The following is a 20,782-nucleotide window of genomic DNA, read 5'->3' on the forward strand; positions in this document are numbered from 1 at the left end:
ACCGGTCCGGAGCGGAGCGGAGGGGCCGGTCATCATGGGCTCAGCGTTCAAGTCATGCCGCAGCCGGAGCGAAGCGGAGGTTCCGGCATGACCGGTCCGGAGCGGAGCGGAGGGGCCGGTCATCATGGGCTCAGCGTTGAAGTCATGCCGCAGCCGGAGCGAAGCGGAGGTTCCGGCATGACCGGTGCCACGACATGTCCCGGCGCCACGAGTGCGTGCGGGTTTCGATGGCGGACGAGCGGGAAACCCTGCGATCAGGCAGGCGAAAGACGAACGCTCGGGACCGGTCGAATGGCGCGCGTGGCGCCCGTGTCTTGAGCGCCGGCGCATATCTCCGGCGTCGCCACGCACCGGGGTGCCGCCGCCGTCTGGACGGACCCGGCCCCACGGGGATACGCGTCACCGTGCGGGGTGGGACGCCCCTCACCTTACAAGATCTTGCCGGGCGGCAAAGCCTCGGACCGCATTCGCACCCCGCCCGCTAGGGTGGCGCGCATGACGATCGACGCCACGGTCCCGAACGTCGCCCGCATGTACGACTACTACCTCGGCGGCTACCACAACTTCGCCGCCGACCGCGAGGCCGCCGAGAAGATCCTGGAGATCTTCCCCGACACGCCGGCCGCGGCCCGGACCAACCGGCGGTTCATGCAGCGCGCCGTGCGGCGGCTCAGCGAGGCCGGCGTCCGGCAGTTCCTCGACATCGGCGCCGGGCTGCCCACTCAGGGCAACGTGCACGAGCACACCGACGGCCGGGTGGTCTACGTCGACAACGACCCGGTCGCGGTCGCGCAGGCGCGCGCCCTCGTCGAGGGCGACGAGCGGGTGTCGGTCGCGCTGGCCGACCTGCGCGACCCGGAGGCGCTGCTGGCCGACCCCGATGTGTGCGGCCACCTCGACCTCGCCGAGCCGGTCGCGGTGCTGCTGGTGTCGATGCTGCACTTCGTGCCCGACGAGGCCGACCCGTGGCGCCTCATCGCGCGGCTGCGCGACGCGACCGCGCCCGGCAGCCACCTCGTGCTGTCGCACCTGACCCTCGACGGCGTCGACGCGGCGCCCGCGCGGCAGGGCACGCAGGTGTACCGCGGCGCCAGCGCGCCGATCGTGCCGCGCACCCGGGCGGACATCCTGCGCCTCTTCGACGGCTTCGAGCTGCTCGACCCCGGCCTGGTGTGGATCGGCCAGTGGCGCCCCGAACCCGGCGAGGACCAGGTCTCGCACGGCTACGGCGGCGTCGGCGTCAAACGCTGAACCACTACGCCGTGCCGCTGAGAGCGACGGGAGGTGGTACAAGGATTCGGTGCCGAGCTTGACGCTGTTCCAACGCACCACGGGCCCCTTCGGCGCGCCCTGCCTGCTGCTCGGCGGCTCGCTGGGCAGCAACCTCGACATGTGGCGGCCACAGGTGCCGCTGTTCGGTGACCGGCTGCGGGTGGTGCGCTTCGACCACCGCGGGCACGGCGGCTCGCCGGTGCCGCCCGGGCCGTACCGCATCGAGGACCTCGGCCGCGACGCGCTGGCGCTGCTGGACCGCCTGGGGATCGAGCGGGCGTCGTACTGCGGCCTGTCGCTGGGCGGCATGGTCGGCATGTGGCTGGCCGCGCACGCCCCGGAGCGCATCGAGCGGCTGGTGCTGATCTGCACCGCCGCGCACCTGCCGCCGGCCGAGGGCTGGCTGGACCGGGCGCGGCAGGTGCGGGCGGGCGGCATGGGCCCGGTCGCCGACGCGGTGCTGGGCCGCTGGTTCACCCCGCGCTTCCGGGCGGCGCTGCCGGGCCGGGTGGCGCCCTACCGGGCGATGATCGCCGCCTGCCCGGCCGAGGGCTACGCCGCCGGCTGCGAGGCGATCGCCGCCATGGACCTGCGCGACGACCTGGCCCGCATCGCCGCCCCGACCCTGGTGGTCTCGGGGGCGGACGACCCGGCCACGCCCCCGGAGCACGGCGAGCGCATCCACGAGGGCATCCGCGGCAGCCGCCTGGTGGTGCTGCCGAACGCGGCCCACCTCGCGAACGTCGAGCAGCCGGACGTCGTCGCCCAGCTGATCATGGATCACGTCACGGACTGATAGACCGCCAGCGTGCGGTCGGCGATGGCCGCCCAGGAGAAGTGGTCCACGGCGCGCTGCCGCCCCGCCCGCCCGAAGGCCGCCGCCCGGGCCGGGTCCTCCAGCAGGGCGATCATCGTGTCGGCGAGGTCGGCGACGAACCGCGACTCGTCCAGCGGGGTGCCGGAGCCGTCGCTGACCTGCTCGATCGGCACCAGCAGCCCGGTCTCACGGTCGGCGACGACCTCGGGGATGCCGCCGGTCGCGGTGGCCACGACCGCGGTCTGGCAGGCCATCGCCTCCAGGTTGACGATCCCCATCGGCTCGTAGATCGACGGGCAGACGAAGACGGTGGCGTGGGTGAGGACCTGGATGACCTCGCGCTTGGGCAGCATCTCCTGGACCCACACGACGCCGTCGCGGGTGGCCCGCAGCTCGCCGGCGAGCGCGGTCACCTCGGCGGCGATCTCCGGCGTGTCGGGGGCGCCGGCCAGCAGGACGATCTGGGTGTCGGCCGGCAGCCGGCGGGCGGCGCGCAGCAGATACGGCAGGCCCTTCTGCCGCGTGATCCGCCCGACGTAGACGACGCTGGGCCGCTCGGGGTCCACGCCGAGGCGCTCGAGCACGTCGGTGGCCGGGTCGGGCGCGTACTGCTCGGTGTCGATGCCGTTGTAGACCACGTGCACCTTGTCCGGGTCGACGGCCGGGTAGGCGCGCAGCACGTCGGCCTTCATCCCGGCGGAGACGGCGACGACCGCGTCGGCGGCCTCGATCGCGGTCCGCTCGCACCACGACGACAGCGCATAGCCGCCGCCGAGCTGCTCGGCCTTCCACGGCCGCAGCGGCTCGAGGCTGTGGCTGGTCACCACGTGCGGCACGCCGTGCAGCAGCTTGGCGACGTGGCCGGCGAGGTTGGCATACCAGGTGTGGCTGTGCACGATGTTCGTGCCCGAACAGCCGGCGGCCATCTCGAGGTCGACGCCCATCGTGCGCAGCGCCGCGTTGGCACCGGCGAGCCCGGGCGGGTCGGCGTAGCCGGTCACGCCGGCCTCGCCGCGCGGCGCCCCGAAGCAGTGCACGCGCACGTCGAGGGCGGGCGAGCGCAGGTTGCGCAGCTCGCGGGCCAGATACTCCAGATGCACGCCGGCACCGCCGTAGACGTCGGGCGGGTACTCTCGAGTGAGCAGGTCTACTCGCACCTCCCAAACAGTAATTGTTGTTCGTCTGGCGCAACACGCCGGACACGTTTAGCGTCTGCGCCATGGCTGCCAAGAACGTCCTCGCGATCGTCCTCGCCGGAGGCGAGGGGAAGCGGCTGATGCCCCTGACCACGGATCGGGCCAAGCCCGCCGTGCCGTTCGGCGGCATCTACCGGCTGATCGACTTCGTGCTGTCCAACCTGGCCAACGGCGGCTATCTGAAGATGGTCGTGCTGACCCAGTACAAGTCGCACTCGCTGGACCGGCACGTCACGAAGACCTGGCGGATGTCCACGCTGCTGGGCAACTACGTCACGCCGGTGCCGGCGCAGCAGCGCCTCGGCCCGCGCTGGTTCGCCGGGTCCGCGGACGCGATCTACCAGAGCCTCAACCTGATCAACGACGAGCGGCCGGACTACGTCATCGTGTTCGGCGCCGACCACATCTACCGGATGGACCCCGAGCAGATGGTGCGCCAGCACATCGAGTCGGGCGCCGCCGCGACGGTCGCCGGCATCCGCCAGCCGCTGTCGACCGCCGACCAGTTCGGGGTGATCGAGGTCGGCGAGCATCGAGGTCAGGGCTACGACAGCCGGCAGATCAGCGCGTTTCGCGAGAAGCCCAAGGACGCCAAGGGCCTGCCGGACGCCCCGGACGAGATCTTCGCCTCGATGGGCAACTACGTCTTCACCACCGACGCGCTCATCGACGCCGTCACCCGCGACGCGAAGGACCCGTCCAGCAAGCACGACATGGGCGGCAACATCATCCCGTACTTCGTGGAGAAGAACGAAGCCGCGGTGTACGACTTCAGCAACAACGTGGTGCCGGGCAGCTCCGAACGCGACCGCGGCTACTGGCGCGACGTCGGGACGTTGGACTCTTACTACGAGGCCAACATGGACCTCATCTCCGTGCAGCCGGTCTTCAACCTGTACAACTTCGAATGGCCCATCTTCACCGGCAACAGCCCCTGGCCGCCGGCCAAGTTCGTGCACGGCTGGGGCGAGCGGGTCGGCCGGGCCGTCGGCTCGATGATCTCCCCCGGCGCGGTCATCTCCGGGTCGCTCGTGGAGAACTCCGTGGTGTCGCCGAACGTCAGGGTGCACTCGTGGGCCCACGTCGAGGGCTCGGTGCTGATGGAGGGCGTCGACATCGGGCGGCACGCCGTGGTCCGCAACGCCATCCTGGACAAGAACGTGATCGTGCCGGAGGGCGCCGAGATCGGGGTGGACCTGGCGCGCGACCGGCAGCGGGGGTTCACGGTGTCCGAGGGCGGCGTCGTGGTCCTCGGCAAGGGCCAGCGCGTCGAGCCCTGACCGGCGCGGCGCTGCCGCCCTTCCCCTGCAGGCAAGGCTCGGATTCGATACGGTGAGGATCATGGGTAACCCCCCGGAGCAGCACGCGCCCGAAGCCCTGAAGACCGAGATCGCCACCACGGCCGCCACCGAGACGGAGATCGCCCTGTCCGCGGAGCCCGTGCAGCCCCAGGAGACGGCGGAGTCGCCCGCCGCGTCGTTCGGCGGCCCGGCCTTCGGCGCCGGCCAGCGGTTCCCGATCGAGCGGGTCACGCCGCAGATCGAGGGCGGCCGCCTCGCCGCCAAGGCGGTCGTCGGCGAGCTGGTGCCGGTCTCGGCGGTCTCCTACCGCGAGGGCCACGCGATGATGGGCTGCAACGTCGTGCTCATCTCGCCCGAGGGGCGCGAGGCGCCGTTCAACCGGCTGCGCCCGGGCCCGCCGGGCACCGACACCTGGCACGGCGAGATCCGCCCGGACGCCGTCGGCGCCTGGACGTTCGCGGTCGAGGCGTTCAGTGACCCGTACCTCACCTGGCACAGCGCCGTGTCCAAGAAGATCGCCGCCGGGCAGGGCCTGGAGGACCTCGCCAACGACCTGGCCGAGGGTGCGCACATGCTGCGCGAGGCCGCGCCCGGGGTGCCGCCCGACGAGCGGGGCCGGCTGCTCGGCGCGGCCGGCGCCCTGGACGACGCCGCCATCCCGCTGTTCGCCCGGGTGTCGCCGGCGCTGGGGCTGACCGACGTGCTGTGGCGGCACCCGCTGCGCCGCCAGGTCACCCGCGGTGAGGCTCTGCCGCTGTGGTGTGACCGGCAGCGGGCGCTGTTCTCCGCGTGGTACGAGTTCTTCCCGCGCTCCGAGGGCGCGGTCGTCGACGAGAACGGCAAGCCGGTCAAGCACGGCACGTTCGCCTCCGCCATGCCGCGCCTGGCCCAGGTCGCCGACATGGGCTTCGACGTGGTGTACCTGCCGCCGATCCACCCGATCGGCCGGGTCAACCGCAAGGGCCCGAACAACACGCTGGTCGCCGGCCCCGACGACGTCGGCTCGCCGTGGGCGATCGGCGCGGCCGAGGGCGGCCACGACGCCGTCCACCCGGACCTGGGCACGCCGGAGGACTTCCGGGCGTTCGTCGCCGAGGCGCGGCGGGTGGGCGTGGAGATCGCGATGGATCTGGCACTGCAGTGCGCGCCGGACCACCCGTGGGTCACCGAGCACCCCGAGTGGTTCACCACCCGCGCCGACGGCAGCATCGCCTACGCCGAGAACCCGCCCAAGAAGTACCAGGACATCTATCCGCTGAACTTCGACAACGACCCCGAGGGCATCCGCGCCGAGGTGCTCCGCATCGTGCTGCACTGGGTGGCCCAGGGAGTCAAGATCTTTCGGGTGGACAACCCGCACACCAAGCCGATCGGCTTCTGGCAGTGGCTGATCGATGAGGTCAAGCAGGTCGATCCCGACGTGCTGTTCCTGGCCGAGGCGTTCACCCGGCCCGCGATGATGCACGGCCTGGGCAAGGTCGGGTTCTCCCAGTCCTACACGTACTTCACCTGGCGGGTGCAGGGCTTCGAGCTGCGCGAGTACGTGCAGGAGCTCATCGCCGCCGCCGACTACATGCGTCCCAACTTCTGGCCCAACACGCCGGACATCCTGCCCGAGCACCTGCAGCACGGCGGCCCGCCGATGTTCAAGATCCGCGCGGTGCTGGCCTCGCTGCTGAGCCCGTCGTGGGGCATGTACGCGGGCTTCGAGCTCTTCGAGCACCTGCCGCGGCCCGGCGCCGAGGAGTACCTGGACAACGAGAAGTACCAGCTGCGGCCCCGCGACTGGGCGGCGGCGGAGCGGGGCGGCGAGTCGCTGGCGCCGTTGCTGCGCCGGCTCAACACGGTGCGCCGCGAGCACCCGGCGCTGCACTGGCTGCGCAACACGGTGTTCCACGGCATCGACAACGAGCAGATGCTGTGCTTCTCGAAGCGCGACCCGCAGTCCGACGACACGGTACTGGTCGTCGTGTCGCTGGATTCGCACAACGTGCAGTGGGGTAACACGACACTGGACATGCCCGCGCTCGGCTTCGACTGGCACGAGCGGTTCACGGTGCGCGACGAGGTGACGGGCGCGACGTTCGACTGGGGACAGCACAACGCGGTCCGGCTCGACCCCTACTACGAGCCGGCCCACGTGTTCACGGTGCATCGACACCGGTAGACGGCAAGGCAGGTAGGTGGTACAGCACATGAGCGACGCAGTCGAGCACCCGTCCTCGAGCGACTTCAGCCAGGCGCGGGTGCTGCCCGCGGAAGAGGGCTGGTTTCAGCGGGCCGTGTTCTACGAGGTGCTGGTGCGCGCCTTCGCCGACTCCAACGCCGACGGCTCGGGCGACCTCAAGGGCCTCATCGGCCAGCTCGACTACCTGCAATGGCTCGGCGTCGACTGCCTGTGGCTGCCCCCGTTCTACGACTCCCCGCTGCGCGACGGGGGGTACGACATCCGGGACTTCTACAAGGTGCTGGCGGACTTCGGCACCGTCGAGGACTTCGTCGACCTGCTCGACGCGGCGCACAAGCGCGGCATCCGGGTGATCACGGACCTGGTCATGAACCACACGTCCGACTCGCACCAGTGGTTCCAGGAGTCCCGCCGCGACCCGACCGGGCCGTACGGCGACTTCTACGTCTGGTCGGACACCGACAAGGCCTACGCCGACGCCCGGGTCATCTTCGTCGACACCGAGGAGTCCAACTGGACCTTCGACCCGGTGCGGCGGCAGTTCTACTGGCACCGGTTCTTCGCCCACCAGCCGGACCTCAACTACGCCAACCCCGAGGTCCAGCGCCAGATGATCGACGTGCTGCGGTTCTGGCTCGACCTGGGCATCGACGGCTTCCGGCTCGACGCGGTGCCGTACCTGTTCGAGGCCGAGGGCACCAACTGCGAGAACCTGCCCGAGACGCACGAGTTCCTGCGCCGCTGCCGCAAGGTGATCGACGACGAGCACCCGGGCCGGGTCCTGCTCGCCGAGGCCAACCAGTGGCCGGCCGACGTCGTGGAGTACTTCGGCGACGGCGACGAGTGCCACATGGCGTTCCACTTCCCGCTCATGCCCCGCATCTTCATGGCGGTCCGGCGGGAGTCGCGCTTCCCGATCTCGGAGATCCTGGCGCACACCCCGCAGATCCCGCCGAACTGCCAGTGGGGCATCTTCCTGCGCAACCACGACGAGCTGACCCTGGAGATGGTCACCGACGAGGAGCGCGACTACATGTACGCGGAGTACGCCAAGGACCCGCGGATGCGCGCCAACGTGGGCATCCGGCGGCGGCTCGCCCCGCTGCTGGAGAACGACCGCAACCAGATCGAGCTGTTCACCGCGTTGCTGCTGTCCCTGCCGGGATCGCCGGTGCTGTACTACGGCGACGAGATCGGCATGGGCGACAACATCTGGCTCGGCGACCGCGACGGCGTGCGCACCCCGATGCAGTGGACGCCGGACCGCAACGCGGGCTTCTCCCAGGCCAACCCCGGGCGCCTGTACCTGCCGGCGATCCAGGACCACATCTACGGATACCAGTCGATCAACGTGGAGGCGCAGCGGGAGAGCTCCACCTCGCTGCTCAACTGGACCCGCACGATGCTGCAGGTGCGCCGGCGACACGGCGCGTTCGCCGCCGGCGAGTTCCGCGAGCTGGGCGGCTCCAACCCGTCGATCCTGGCGTTCGTGCGCGTCCACGGCGACGACGTCGTACTGTGCGTGAACAACCTGTCCCGCTTCCCGCAGCCGATCGAGCTCAACCTGCAGGAGTGGACGGGGTACACGCCCGTCGAGCTGACCGGGCACGTGCACTTCCCCAACATCGGCCAGCTGCCCTACCTGCTGACCCTGCCCGGGCACGGCTTCTACTGGTTCCAGCTGAGCGCGCCGGCAGAGCAGAACTAGAGGAGGGCCGAGGCGCAATGACTTCCCTGCCGTACACCGACTGGCTGCCGCATCAGCGGTGGTACGCGGGGCGGACCCGCACCCTGACCCACGTCGAGCCCGCCCTCGTCACCCACCTGCCGGACGGCCTCGACCACGTCCTGCTCGACGCCCACTACGCCGACGGCGGTACGGAGCGCTACCAGCTCTTCGTCGGCTGGAACCTCGACATCGCCGCCGAGCTCTCCGCGGCCGCCCTCATCGGCGCCGACGGCGACCGGGCCGCCTCCGACGCGCTCTACGACGAGCACTCCGCACAGCGGCTGCTGGCGCTCATCGACACCGGCGCGGTCGTCGACGGGGTCCGGTTCGTGCCCGAGCCCGGGGTGGCGCTGCCGGTCGACGCGCCGGCCCGCATCGGCGGCGCCGAGCAGAGCAATACCAGCGTGGTGTTCGACAGCGCGGCGATCCTCAAGGTGTTCCGCCGGGTCAACGCCGGGGTCAACCCCGACCTGGAGCTCAACCGGGTCCTCGCCCGGGCCGGCTGCCCCAACGTGGCCCGGCTGCTCGGCGCCATCGAGAGCACCGTGCCAACGGGCCGATCCGAATCCGGCCCGGACGGTGAGCACCTGACCCTGGCGATGGTGACCGAATACGCGCGGAACTCGGCCGAGGGCTGGGCGATGGCGGAGACCAGCGCGCGTGACCTGTTCGCCGAGTACGACCTCAACCCCGACCTGCGCCCCTCCGAGGTCGGCGGCGACTTCGCCAGCGAGTCGGCGCGCCTGGGCGAGGCGGTCGCGCACGTGCATCGCACCCTGGCCGCGGAGCTGGGCACCCGGTCCGCGCCCGCGCCGACCGAGGCGATGCTCGCCCGGCTGGACCGGGCGGTCCAGTCGGTGCCGGACCTCGCCGAGCGGGCCGGCGACGTCGCCGCGATGCTGCGCGCCGTCGCCGGCGAGACGATCACCACACAGCGCATCCACGGTGACCTCCACCTCGGTCAGGTGCTGCGCACGCCGGAGTCCTGGCTGCTCATCGACTTCGAGGGCGAGCCCGGGACGCCGGTGCAGGAACGCAGAAGCCCGGATTCGGTACTGCGGGACGTCGCCGGCATGCTGCGCTCCTACGAATACGCCGCCTACCAGCTCCTGATGGACGAGGACAACGACGAGGAGCTCGGCCAGCGGGCCCGCCAGTGGGTGGACCGTAACCAGGACGCCTTCTGCGACGGCTATGCTGCCGGCGCCGGGTACGACCCGCGGGAGGACCTGGCCCTGCTGCGGGCGTACGAGCTGGACAAGGCGGTCTACGAGGCCGCGTACGAGGCACGGCACCGGCCGGGCTGGCTGCGGATTCCCCTGCGGTCGATCGAGCGCATCGTGAACGGTTCGGACCTGACGACAAGGTGATCACCCCCATGAATTTCGACGACCTCATCGCCGGGCGTGCCCACGATCCGCACGGCGTCCTGGGCGCCCACGCCCAGACGCGCGGCGATGCCGTCACGACCGTCATCCGGGCGCTGCGCCGCGGCGCCGGCGAGGTGGCGGCGGTGGCCGGCGGCGAGCGCCACCCGATGGCCCAGGTGCACGGCGACGGCGTCTTCGAGGTCGAGGTGCCCGGCGTCGTCGACGACTACCGTATCGACGCCGACGGCACGCTGACCGACGACCCGTACCGCCACCTGCCCACCCTCGGCGAGCTCGACCTGCACCTCATCCGGGAGGGCCGGCACGAGCGGCTGTGGACCGTCCTCGGCGCGCAGGTCCGCCCCGGTGGCGTCGCGTTCGCCGTGTGGGCGCCCAACGCCCGCGGCGTGCGGGTCGTCGGCGACTTCACCGGCTGGGGCCCGTACGACGGCTGGCCGATGCGCTCGCTGGGCGGCAGCGGCGTCTGGGAGCTGTTCATCCCGGGCGCGCAGGCCGGGCAGAAATACAAGTACCGGCTGCTCACACCCGACAACGACTGGGTGGAGAAGGCCGACCCCCTCGCGCAGCACACCGAGCAGCCCCCGGCGACCGCGAGCGTGATCTACAGCTCCGGCTACGACTGGAAGGACGCCGACTGGATCGCGGCGCGCGCCGAGCGGCACCCGCACGAGGAGCCGGTGAGCATCTACGAGGTCCACCTCGGCTCGTGGCGCCCCGGGCTGTCCTACGTGGAGCTGGCCGACCAGCTCACCGAGTACGTCAAGGAGCTCGGGTTCACCCACGTGGAGTTCCTGCCGGTCATGGAGCACCCGTTCGGCGGCTCGTGGGGCTACCAGGTCACCGGCTACTACGCCCCGACGGCCCGCTTCGGCTCCCCCGACGAGTTCCGCCACCTCGTCGACCGCCTCCACCAGGCCGACATCGGCGTGATCCTGGACTGGGTGCCGGCCCACTTCCCGAAGGACTCGTGGGCCCTCGCCCGCTTCGACGGCACGCCCCTGTACGAGCACGGCGACTGGCGCCGCGGCGAGCACCCCGACTGGGGAACGCTCATCTTCGACTTCGGCCGCAAGGAGGTGCGCAACTTCCTCGTCGCCAACGCCCTCTACTGGTGCGAGGAGTTCCACGCCGACGCGCTTCGGGTCGACGCGGTCGCCTCGATGCTCTACCTCGACTACTCCCGCGAGCAGGGCCAGTGGTCGCCCAACCAGTACGGCGGCCGGGAGAACCTCGACGCGATCTCCTTCCTGCAGGAGGCCAACGCCACCGTCTACAAGCACCACCCCGGCATCATGATGATCGCCGAGGAGTCGACGGCGTGGCTGGGCGTGACCCGCCCGACCGACGCGGGCGGCCTGGGCTTCGGCTTCAAGTGGAACATGGGGTGGATGCACGACACGCTCACCTACGTGGGCAAGGACCCCATCTACCGGCAGTACCACCACAACCAGATGACGTTCGCCACGGTGTACGCCTGGAGCGAGAACTACGTGCTGCCGATCAGCCACGACGAGGTCGTGCACGGCAAGGGCTCCCTGGTCGGCAAGATGCCCGGCGACCTGTGGAAGAAGGTCGCCAACGCGCGGGCGCTGCTGGCCTACATGTGGTCGTTCCCAGGCAAGCAGCTGCTGTTCATGGGCTGCGAGCTCGGCGACGAGCAGGAGTGGAGCGAGGAGCGCGGCCTCGACTGGGACCTGCTGCACGACCCGTCCCGCGCCGGCCTGCAACGGCTCGTCCACGACCTCAACGCCACCTACCGGCACACCCCGGCGCTGTGGAGCCAGGACACCACCCCGGACGGCTTCCGCTGGATCAACAACGAGGACGCGAGCGGCAACGTCTTCTCCTACCTGCGCGTGGGCGCCGACGGCTCGGTCGTCGCCGTCGTGGTCAACTTCAACACACACCCGCACGAGGGGTACCGCATCGGCCTGCCCTTCACCGGCCGCTGGTCGGAGATCCTCAACACCGACGCCGACATCTACGGCGGCTCGGGCGTGGGCAACATGGGCTCGGTCGAGGCGACCGGCGTGCCGCACAACGGCCTGCCCGCCTCCGTCCAGCTGCGCGTCCCGCCGCTGGGCGCGCTCTGGCTCAAACTGGGGTAGTCACCTTCCGGGTTCGGCCGGGAGCGCCATGGGCTGCGGTGTGAACGCGCCGGACGACTCGGTGTGGGCCGGCGCGGGACGGCCCGTGTCCGCCGTGTGCGAATGCACGCGGGCGCCCGACGGGCCGCGGCGCGAGATGACCGGAAACGGGACGAGCACGACCGGGGGCGGCGGCGGGGCGAGGCGTCCGGCGCCCCAGCGCACCCACAGCGCCACCCGGCCCGCGGCGGCCTCGGCGGCGAGCTTGTCCAGGGTGCGGCGGCGGTCGGCGTGGTCGACCTCGACGACGACCGGGGCCGCGCCGGGCCGGGCGATGCCGACGTCGACGACGGAGAACTGCCGCTCGTACGGCGGGGGCAGCGGCACGACGCTCGCCGCCCGCCGGTACGCCCGCCAGCCCCGCCCGCGCGCCCACTCGACGGTCGCCGCGATGAGCAGCTCGGTGACGTCGTCGGTGCCGCGGTCGGCGAACGCCAGGCGATCCAGGTGCGCGCCGAGGACGGCGGCGAGCTGCTCGGCGGTGTCCTCGGCGTCCATGTCCGTACCTTATCTAGACTCGCGCTGGTGACCTCGAAGCTGCCGCCGGTGACGCGGATCCGGCGGGCGTACGCGCGGCACAAGGCGCGCGCCGGCGGCGACTGGCACGCCTATGTCACCCTCGCCGGAGCCGGCGTCGTGGTGTGCGACGACGCCGAGCGGGCGGTCAGGGGGTACAGCGTCCAGAAGCTCGCGGTCGCGGTGGCGCTGCTCGACAAGGCCGACCGCGGCGAGCTCGACCTGGGCCGGCGGGTGCGGCTGGAGGCCGGGGACGTGCTCGGCGGCAGCGGCATCTACCACCTGCAGCCGGTCTGGGGCGACGAGCTCACCGCCGCCGGCGTCCTCACCGCCCTGCTGCTCGCGTCGGACAACACCGCAGTGCGGCTGTGCGGCCGGCTCGCGCCCGCCGCGGAGATCAACGAGATCCTCGCCGCGAAGGGGTTCACCCGTACCCGCGTCGAGCCGGTCGCCGATCCGGCCCGGTTCCTGCTCGGCGACACCACCGCGCGGGAGACGCACGACCTGCTGGCCCGGCTGGCCGCCGGCACGCTGCTGGGCCCGGAGACCGGCGGCTTCCTGCTCCGCGTGCTGCGCGGCGCGGCCGGCTACCACGACGGGGTGCGCCGGGACATGTCCTCCGCGCAGCGCGCCCGGGTGGCCACGAAGCACGGCGCCGATCGCGATGAGCGCGGCGCGGCCCGGCACGAGGCCGGGATCATGTTCGACCTCGACGGCGCCCCGGCGCTGGTCTACAGCCTGTTCGCCGACGGGCTGGGCGCCGCCGCGGACTACGGCGCCACCCACCCCGCGGTCACCGCGCACGCCGCGCTGGGGCGCGTCATGCTCGAATGCTGCTGAGCGTTCGGTCCAGGTGGCTGGTGGGCACATCGCGATGGTATTCGAGGTATATCGCACCGTTGAACGGCTCGGCGCTCCCGATATCGCCAGCCTCGCGCCAGTACCGCAGATAACACGCCGCGCTGCCATGCAGCGACACGGGCGACGGGTCGAGCAGCAGCGGCAGTCGATACTCCTCGTCCGTTGGCGCGGCCGACTTGAACCACCGCGGATAGAGGTACACCTCCGGAGGCGTACCGACGTCCACTGCGGTCACGTAATCCCGGAGCTCTCGGTCGATGCGGTCGGCAGGCGCGATGCCCTGCTCCGGTCGCAGCGCGATGACGACCGAGGGCAGCAGTTCAGGGTGCGGGTGTTCCTCGAAGTACCCGACCATGACGAAAAACGCGGTCAGGGCGAGGTCCAGCACGTCCTGCGGCGAGGCGTTCTCATCGAGCAATCCAAGTTCGTCCAGATGCTCACCGACCACAGTCGCGCTGGCGTCCGGAAGGGTTCTTGTGATGAAGGCCAGGATCGCTGATTGCACCGGCGCGGTGAGCATCTGAACAACCTTTCAGTTCTGCATCGTCACTGAGGCAACGACCAGCCGTGCCTCAGTTTGGTGTACTTCCCGGCGGGCGCGACCGGCGGCTGGACCTTGGTCTTGGCGTCGATGCCGGCTTGGTCCAGGGCGTCGAGGATCTCGCCCGCCGCGGGCCGGGTCGGCCGGGTTGGTGGTGAGGTCGGCGATGAGGTGAGGTGCTGCTTGGGCGTCGCCGGTGTTGCCGGGGGTTACCGCGGTGGCGGTGATGAGTTCGCTGTCGGGGTCGAGGGCGATGTGGCCTTTGTAGCCGTCGAAGCCGCGGTGGCTGGTCTTGTGTCCGTGCCGGGCCTGCGGGTCGACGGTGGAGATGACCCGGTCCGGGGCGACCTTCCGGGCGATGCGCAGCACCCCGTCCGGGTCGGTCTCCAGGTCCTGGCCCAGTACCGTGGCGAGCAGTCGCATCGCCTGGCCGACCGGCTCCGGCAGGCCTTTGGCGCCGTCAAGGACTGTCAGGAGTGCGTAGCCGTCGCGGGCGCGCGAGTCCACGAGGGCCTCGCGGGCGGCCTTGTCGTCCCAGTCGATGACCGGCTTGCCGGCCGTGGCGTAGTCGTCGCCGCTGGCCAACGCCGCCCGCAGCCGCCGCGCTAGGCCGGTATCGGCGGCGGTGAGCAGGCCGGCCTCGCGGGCGGCGGTCAACGCGACGTCGAAGATGCGGTCCGGGCGCTGCGAGCGGCGCAGCCGTTCGCGCATGTCGACCAGCACGGTGTGGGCGAACCCGGCCCGGGCCGGCACCGTCCCAGCCACCCACCCCGGCGGCGTAACGCCAGCGGGCGTCGAACGTGAACCGGTCCAACGCCTCCCGGGTCGGACAGCCCTTCCAGGCGTTGCAGCACCATCACCGTGGCCACCACCGCGAACAAATCGGTGAACATGCCATCCGGGAACAACAACTCCCGGTGCTCGTGCAGGAACGCGAACAGCGAGTTGCCCGGGGGGGGTCTCCAGCTGCCGTGACGCCCTACCTGACGCCATCCCAGCAAACTATCTCAAATAGATCCAAAACGACGGTCTAGGGCAGGCTCCAGCGCTGCGCGCCGGCCCGGCCGCAGGTGGTCATGCGCAGCGGTGCCCGGCCGTCCTCGTCGTCCGCCGGGCTGAGGCACAGCCCCGCCCCCGCGTTGATCAGGGTCCCCGCGGTGCCCGCGCGCCACTGCTGGGCCGGGGTGCCGTCGCAGTCGCGCAACACCGGCCGGCTCGCCCCGTCGAGGCAGCGGCCGAGGGTCTGCACGGACCCGTCCGGGCGCACGGTCCAGGTCTGGCCCACGCTCCCGTCGCAGGTCCACGCCCGCAACCGGGCGCCGTCGAGGCACAGCCCGGACGGCCTGGTGATCGTGCCGGTGCGGACCCTGTCCCCCGGCGGCGGTGACGACGACGGCACGGGCGAGGCGGTGGCCCCGGGCGGGCCGCTGCTCGGCGTGGCGGCGGCCGGCGTCTTCACCGGTCCGGCGGCCGGTGTCGCCGCCGGCTGCGCGGCCGGCGTCCCCGCCGGCTTGGCGGCCCAGGTCCCCGCCGGTTCGGCGGGCGGCTCCGAGGGCGACGGCTCGGACGCCGAGGTCGTCGCGGCCGCCGACGGGGCCGTCAGGGTGGCCGTCGCGACGCCGCCCCGGTTCGGCCCGGCGGCCTGGGCGCGCCCCGGGGCGGGCCCGTCACCCAGATCGGCGGCGCCGAGTACCAGCGCGGTGATGCCGAGCAAGGCCACCACGGTGAAGGTCACGGCGAGCCGGTGGCGGCGACCGCGCACGCGACGGGTCCGGGGGTGGCCGCCGGCGTCCGCGCCGTGATCGGCGCCCGCCGGGCGGGGATCGGCGGCCCGTCGCGCCCGCTCGTCCGGACCGGCCGGCGACGGATCGGCCCCGTCGCTGGAGGGTTCGGCCCGGTCGCTGGAGGGTTCGGCGGGCTCGCGTTCCATGAGGCGGACGAAGGGGCGGACGAGACGCGGCGGCTCGCCGTCCAGTGGGTCGATGGGGGTCACGCGCGTCACCCGCAACGCCGTGTGAGCAACATGCCGCCGACCGTAGCGATAATCGGCGGATGTTGATGCACGCCCGGAGGGTGAAATCGCGTTTCACCCTCCGGGGCCACCCTCCGAACGGATCCTCGGCGATGCCCGCGGGGCGGCGGCGGCGCGGTTGCCGCCGGAATGTTGTTAGGTTCGATGAATGACGCAGCGGTACCGCGAGCAGACGCGCTTCAGCGACCCCGGCCAGCTCGGTGAGCTCCTCGACGACCTGCCCGAGGATGTGCCGGCGCTGATGGCGGCGGTGCGTAACGTGATCGTGCACTACCGGGCGGCGGGCATCGCGTTCACCGGCTCCCGCCTGGCCGAGATCGACACGCGCTGGGTGTCGAGGATGCTGGAGCTCGACCAGGGGCGCTTCGCGGCCCCGCTGGCCCGGCCCCGGCCCGAGGCCGACCGGGTCGTCGGCTGCTGCCGCGACTTCTCGCTGCTCACCGTCGCCGCGCTGCGCCGCCGCGGGGTGCCGGCCCGCACCCGCGTGGGCTTCTCGCCGTACTTCGCCGAGGACTGGAACTACGACCACGTCGTCGCCGAGTACTGGAACGGCCGGCGCTGGGTGTTCGCCGACGCGCAGCTCGATCCCGCCGATTACCCGTTCGACACCGCCGACATACCGCAGTTCATCACCGCCGCCCAGGCGTGGACGTCGCACCGCCGCGGCCTGATCGACGCCGACCGCTACGGCGCCGACCCGGCCCTGCCGTTCCGCGGCCACCAGTTCCTGCTCGACTCGGTACTGCTGGAGGTCGCCCACCGCAACGGCGACGAGGTCCTGCTGTGGGACCAGTGGGGCGCCATCACCGACCGCACCGCCGACGGGCTGGCCGAGCTCCTGCTCGCCGCGGACGAGGGCGACGCGTCGGCCGAGCGTCTCCTGATCGAGCGCTACCGCGGCGACCCGGCGCTGCACCTCGACGGCCGCGTCCACTGCCTGTCCCCGAGCGGCTTCGACGGCTGGGTCGCCGTCTAGCGTCGCCGCGCCCGGCTCAGCCGCCGGCGGCGGCGTGCACGACGCGGCCCTTGCCACCCGTCTTCGCGGCGTACATGGCCTGGTCGGCGTCGTGCATCAGGGCGTCGATCGGGATCCTCCCGTCCCACACGCTCACGCCGATGCTCGCCTGCGGGGTGATGACGCAGCCGCGGTACGACGCCGGCTGCCGCAGGTCGCTGAGCAGGCGGTCGGCGACGACGTGGACGTCCTCGGCCCCGTCCATGCCGTCCAGCAACACCGCGAACTCGTCGCCGCCCAGGCGGGCGACCGTGTCGTCGGCGCGCACGCCGGCGAGGAGGCGCTCCGCGACGACCATGAGCAGGTGGTCGCCGGCGGCGTGGCCGTAGGCGTCGTTGACCTGCTTGAAGCCGTCGAGATCGATGAGCAGGATCGCCACCGGGGCGCCGCGGGCCGCGTTCGGGCGGGCCGCGGCGATGCGCTCGCGCAGCAGGGCGCGGTTGGCCAGGCCGGTCAGGCCGTCGTGGGAGGCGCGGTGGTGGACCTCCTCGAACGCGTTGCGCAGCACGCCGAGGGTCTCGTTGAGCGAGCGGCCCATCTGGCCCACCTCGTCGCCGCGATCGAGCTCGACGCGCCGGCTCAGGTCGCCGCGGGCCACCCGGGCCAGCACGTCGACCACCTCGCGCAGCGGGCGGGAGATGGCGCGGGCGGTGAGCACGGACAGCAGCAGCGCGGTGAGGGCTCCGGCCACGAGCAGGGCCCCCGTCAGCTGGGCGTTGCGGATGCCGTTGGCCTTGGCCCGCCGGGCGCCTTCGGCGACGGCCTCGACGAGCTGGTCGAGGAAGGCGTCGGCGCGGTCCTTCACGGCACGGGCGATCGCCTCGGAGCGCACCAGCACGATGGAGGCGGCCTTCTTCTGGTCGCCGGCATGCGCGGCGTCCAGCGCCGCCTGGCGAGCCGTGTGCCACATGCCGACGGTGGCGGCGAACGCCTTCAGGGCGGTCTGCTCGCGCTGCGGCAGGTCCATGCGGCGCAGCTCGGCGATCTCGGCGTCGATCCGGCGGTCGGACTCCTCAACGATCCCGTCGTAGCTGTCGCGATAGAACCCGGGGTCGGACAGGATGTAGGCGAGCACCGCCTCCAGCTGGCCGCCGACGGCGGAGCGCACGCCGGTCATCCTGGCCAGGGCGACGACGTGGACCCTGTACTCACGGTCCTGCTCGGCGACGAGCCGGTGCAGGTTGACCAGGCTGACGACGCCGGAGGCGATGAAGATCGCGGTCACGACGAGCGACACGCTGATGATCTTCGTGGCGATCCGCAGATCCGCCAGCCGCCGCCACACCCGTCCACACACGTGTCGAACATCGGCACGCCACGAACGGGATCAAGCGGGCCAGTCAACCTCGATGCGGTGCAGGACGGTAGCGGTGTCGGCGCCGTTGATCCAGTCGGTCATGCCGGTCCAGAAAGTGCCGGCGCCGACCGGGGCGGGCATCATGTCGGAGCCGTCGAAACGGAAGGTGACGTCCGGATCGGCGAGCATCGTCGCGACCAGCCGTTCGACGGGGTTCTTCAGCACGTTCTTGTCCAGCTCCCGGTTGGCGCTGACCACCCCGCCGGTGCGGGCGCGGTTGTCGGCGAACTCGGGGGTGGCCAGGTACGCGGCGACCGCCTGCACCTCGGGGCGGTCGGCGAACGCGGCGGCGAACACACCGGCACCGAGCACCGGGCGGCCGGCGCCGGGGTCGATCGGCGGCAGGTAGAACGCGTAGATGTCGCCGTCCTCGGCGATGGTGGCGTTCGCCGGCAACCAGTTGACGTAGAACGACGCCTGCCGGTGCATCACGCAGGTGTGCTCCAGGATCGGCAGCCCGCCTTCCTGGAACGCGGTCGTGGCGATGCTGTCCACGCCGCCGTGGCCGCCGTTGACGTATCTCGGGTTGCGCAGGATCCCGCCGACGCGGTCGAGCGCGGCGACCACGCGCGGGTCGTCGAAGGGGATCTGGTGCTGCACCCACCGGTCGTAGAGGTCGGGACCCTCGGTGCGCAGCAGCATGTCCTCGAGCCAGTCGGTGACCGGCCAGCCGGTGGCGCCGCCGGACTCGATCCCGGCGCACCACGGCTTGACGCCGGCGGCGGCGATCCGGTCGCTGAGATCGAGCATCTCCTGCCAGGTCCGCGGCACCGTGTAGCCGTGCGCGGCGAAGTACTTCGGGGAGTACCAGACGAGTGACTTGACGTTGGCGTCGATCGGCGCGCCGTAGAGCACCCCGTCCACGGTCCCGTAGCGCTTCCAGTCCGCCGAGAAGTACCGCTCGACGTTGTCCGCGGCCGCCTTGCCGGCCGGTTTCAGCCGGCCGGTGCGGACCATGTCGGCGAGCAGACCGGGCTGCGGGAAGAACGCGAGGTCGGGGGCGCGCCCGGCGGAGATCCGGGCCGGCAGCGCGGCCTCGAAGTCGGCCCTGCCCGCGTATTCGATGGCGATGCCGGTGCAGGCCTCGAACGTCTCCCACGCCTTGATCAACCTGTCGGCCTCGACGTCACGGATCGACGAGGAGATCGTGACCGTCGTGCCGCGGTGGCCCTGGGAGCCGCTGTAGGAGGCGCAGGCGGCGTCCGCGGACGGTCTTCGGGCGCCGGTGCCAGCGCAGGCGCCCAGCAGAGCCACGGTCATGGCCAGCGCGACCGTCCGCGGTACCGCTGCAAAACCCATGAAAGCAGCATAAACGCTCAAAATCGCTCGAATCGCACGTCGGAAAAAGGTGCAACCAAGACGTCCCAACGGCCGGAAAAGGTTGTCCGAGTGGGACGGAGATTTCGGCTGTTACCCGTCCATCAGCGGGTGAGATACCCGGTGAGGAACGTCACGAGCAGCCGCGCGCCCCCCGCGGCTCGCCTAGCGTCGCCGACGGCCCCCTCGGGAGCCGGAGTGGAGGAATGTCCGTTCAGCCCGGTACATCGGATCAGCGTCGGCCAACACCGCGGCGCTCCACCCGAGACACGCGAGAGAGCACCGGGCCAACCATGGAGCCGACCTGAACGCACGCCAGCCGTTGCACCGCATCGCAGCGGGCACCGCAGCCCTTGTCCTGTACACCGTCTGGCTCGGCCCCTCCGCGGCCGGGGCCGGCCCACCAGCCGCGGCACCGGCCGTGAACGCCCAAACCGGCTCGCCGTCGCCGTCGATCTTCGAGCAGGAGGCGCTGCTCACCGCCTATGAACGCGCCGACCGCGCGCATCGCGACCGCCCGACGTACGCGGCGAAGTCCCAGCGCGACGCGGCGGTCCCCCCGGCCCCGCCGGCTCCCGCCCAGCCGAGCACCGCGTCGAAGCCGCCCACTTCCAAACCGAGCTCGAGTGCAAAACCGAGCTCGAGTGTCAAACCGAGCTCGAGCAAGAGCACGAAGTCGGGATCGTCGAGCAAGCAGCCGGCCACCGTCGCCGCACCCTCCGACGCGGCGGGCACCGTGGTGAACTTCGCCCTCGCGCAGGTCGGCAAACCGTACGTGTACGCCCGGTCGGGCCCGGACTCCTACGACTGCAGCGGCCTGGTGATGGCCGCGTACGCCCGGGTCGGCATCAAGCTGCCGCATCAGAGCGAGCAGATCGCGGCCCGCGGCCGGCAGGTGCCGTCCGGGCAGTGGCTGCCCGGCGACGTCATCCACACGTCGGGGCACGTCGCCATCTACATCGGCAACGGCAAAATGGTCGAGGCGGCCAACCCGTCTGCCGGCGTGCGCGTCGCACCCGTGCGGGGCGGCACGGCGTACCGCTTCCTGTGAAGGCCGTCCCGGGTGGGCACCGCTCCGACTCGCTGCCCGCCCGGGACGATC

General features: G+C 71.8%; 17 protein-coding genes. 10 read left to right on the plus strand and 7 right to left on the minus strand.

The annotated features are described in order from the left end of the window. The first annotated feature begins 495 nt into the window (after positions 1-495). Together ABT297_RS37475 and pcaD are read left to right on the plus strand one after the other, a co-directional pair. A complete protein-coding gene (locus ABT297_RS37475) occupies positions 496-1,251 on the plus strand; it encodes an SAM-dependent methyltransferase (RefSeq protein ID WP_350557329.1) in 756 nt (251 codons plus the stop codon). A 58-nt stretch (positions 1,252-1,309) separates the two neighbouring features. Beyond that, a complete protein-coding gene (pcaD, locus tag ABT297_RS37480; RefSeq protein ID WP_350557330.1) occupies positions 1,310-2,068 on the plus strand; it encodes a 3-oxoadipate enol-lactonase in 759 nt (252 codons plus the stop codon). Here pcaD and glgA read toward each other — a convergent pair. Continuing rightward, on the minus strand, positions 2,053-3,246 hold the full coding sequence (glgA, locus tag ABT297_RS37485) for a glycogen synthase (protein WP_350557331.1): 1,194 nt from the start codon (positions 3,244-3,246) through the stop codon (positions 2,053-2,055). The two genes, pcaD and glgA, sit on opposite strands and share 16 nt — an antisense overlap. Before the next feature lie 62 nt (positions 3,247-3,308). Between glgA and glgC the strand changes: the two genes are divergently transcribed. From glgC to glgB, 5 genes are all read left to right on the plus strand, one after another. Then, positions 3,309-4,565: a glucose-1-phosphate adenylyltransferase gene (gene glgC, locus ABT297_RS37490; protein WP_350557332.1), complete on the plus strand. Its 1,257-nt coding sequence runs from the start codon at positions 3,309-3,311 to the stop codon at positions 4,563-4,565. Between the two features lie 61 nt (positions 4,566-4,626). After that, positions 4,627-6,753, plus strand: coding sequence for an alpha-1,4-glucan--maltose-1-phosphate maltosyltransferase (locus tag ABT297_RS37495; protein ID WP_350557333.1), 2,127 nt, complete (start codon positions 4,627-4,629; stop codon positions 6,751-6,753). A 28-nt stretch (positions 6,754-6,781) separates the two neighbouring features. Further along, a complete protein-coding gene (treS, locus tag ABT297_RS37500) occupies positions 6,782-8,482 on the plus strand; it encodes a maltose alpha-D-glucosyltransferase (protein ID WP_350557334.1) in 1,701 nt (566 codons plus the stop codon). A gap of 17 nt (positions 8,483-8,499) precedes the next feature. Beyond that, positions 8,500-9,873, plus strand: a complete 1,374-nt coding sequence (locus tag ABT297_RS37505) for a maltokinase N-terminal cap-like domain-containing protein (RefSeq protein ID WP_350557335.1) — start codon at positions 8,500-8,502, stop codon at positions 9,871-9,873. Between the two features lie 8 nt (positions 9,874-9,881). Next, positions 9,882-12,002, plus strand: coding sequence for a 1,4-alpha-glucan branching protein GlgB (glgB, locus tag ABT297_RS37510; RefSeq protein ID WP_350557336.1), 2,121 nt, complete (start codon positions 9,882-9,884; stop codon positions 12,000-12,002). Here glgB and ABT297_RS37515 read toward each other — a convergent pair whose 3' ends face one another. Continuing rightward, positions 12,003-12,539, minus strand: coding sequence for a hypothetical protein (locus ABT297_RS37515; protein WP_350557337.1), 537 nt, complete (start codon positions 12,537-12,539; stop codon positions 12,003-12,005). 27 nt (positions 12,540-12,566) lie between these two features. Between ABT297_RS37515 and ABT297_RS37520 the strand changes: the two genes are divergently transcribed. Continuing rightward, on the plus strand, positions 12,567-13,397 hold the full coding sequence (locus tag ABT297_RS37520) for a serine hydrolase (protein WP_350557338.1): 831 nt from the start codon (positions 12,567-12,569) through the stop codon (positions 13,395-13,397). Here the strand turns inward: ABT297_RS37520 and ABT297_RS37525 are convergent. The 3 genes from ABT297_RS37525 to ABT297_RS37535 form a co-directional block, all read right to left on the minus strand. Beyond that, positions 13,378-13,938, minus strand: a complete 561-nt coding sequence (locus ABT297_RS37525; RefSeq protein ID WP_350557339.1) for a hypothetical protein — start codon at positions 13,936-13,938, stop codon at positions 13,378-13,380. The two genes, ABT297_RS37520 and ABT297_RS37525, sit on opposite strands and share 20 nt — an antisense overlap. Before the next feature lie 12 nt (positions 13,939-13,950). Then, complete coding sequence (locus tag ABT297_RS37530; protein WP_350557340.1) at positions 13,951-14,724, minus strand: transposase; 774 nt, start codon at positions 14,722-14,724, stop codon at positions 13,951-13,953. A 265-nt stretch (positions 14,725-14,989) separates the two neighbouring features. Then, on the minus strand, positions 14,990-15,952 hold the full coding sequence (locus tag ABT297_RS37535) for a ricin-type beta-trefoil lectin domain protein (RefSeq protein ID WP_350557341.1): 963 nt from the start codon (positions 15,950-15,952) through the stop codon (positions 14,990-14,992). Positions 15,953-16,139: 187 nt separating this feature from the next. On the opposite strand from ABT297_RS37535, the gene ABT297_RS37540 reads away from it, so the two are divergent. Continuing rightward, the gene (locus ABT297_RS37540) at positions 16,140-16,967 is read left to right on the plus strand and encodes a transglutaminase-like domain-containing protein (protein WP_350557342.1); all 828 of its coding nucleotides are present in this window, start codon (positions 16,140-16,142) and stop codon (positions 16,965-16,967) included. 16 nt (positions 16,968-16,983) lie between these two features. Here ABT297_RS37540 and ABT297_RS37545 read toward each other — a convergent pair whose 3' ends face one another. Both ABT297_RS37545 and ABT297_RS37550 read right to left on the minus strand, forming a co-directional pair. Continuing rightward, positions 16,984-18,303 carry a diguanylate cyclase domain-containing protein gene (locus tag ABT297_RS37545; RefSeq protein ID WP_350557343.1) on the minus strand — a complete coding sequence of 440 codons (1,320 nt, stop codon included), beginning with the start codon at positions 18,301-18,303 and terminating at the stop codon, positions 16,984-16,986. 30 nt (positions 18,304-18,333) lie between these two features. After that, complete coding sequence (locus tag ABT297_RS37550) at positions 18,334-19,662, minus strand: ABC transporter substrate-binding protein (protein WP_350557344.1); 1,329 nt, start codon at positions 19,660-19,662, stop codon at positions 18,334-18,336. Between the two features lie 340 nt (positions 19,663-20,002). Between ABT297_RS37550 and ABT297_RS37555 the strand changes: the two genes are divergently transcribed. After that, a complete protein-coding gene (locus ABT297_RS37555) occupies positions 20,003-20,731 on the plus strand; it encodes a C40 family peptidase (RefSeq protein ID WP_350557345.1) in 729 nt (242 codons plus the stop codon). Positions 20,732-20,782: the final 51 nt, after the last annotated feature.

It is taken from the genome of Dactylosporangium sp. NPDC000555 (assembly GCF_040300025.1).
In the GTDB taxonomy this organism is placed as follows: Bacteria; Actinomycetota; Actinomycetes; order Mycobacteriales; family Micromonosporaceae; genus Dactylosporangium.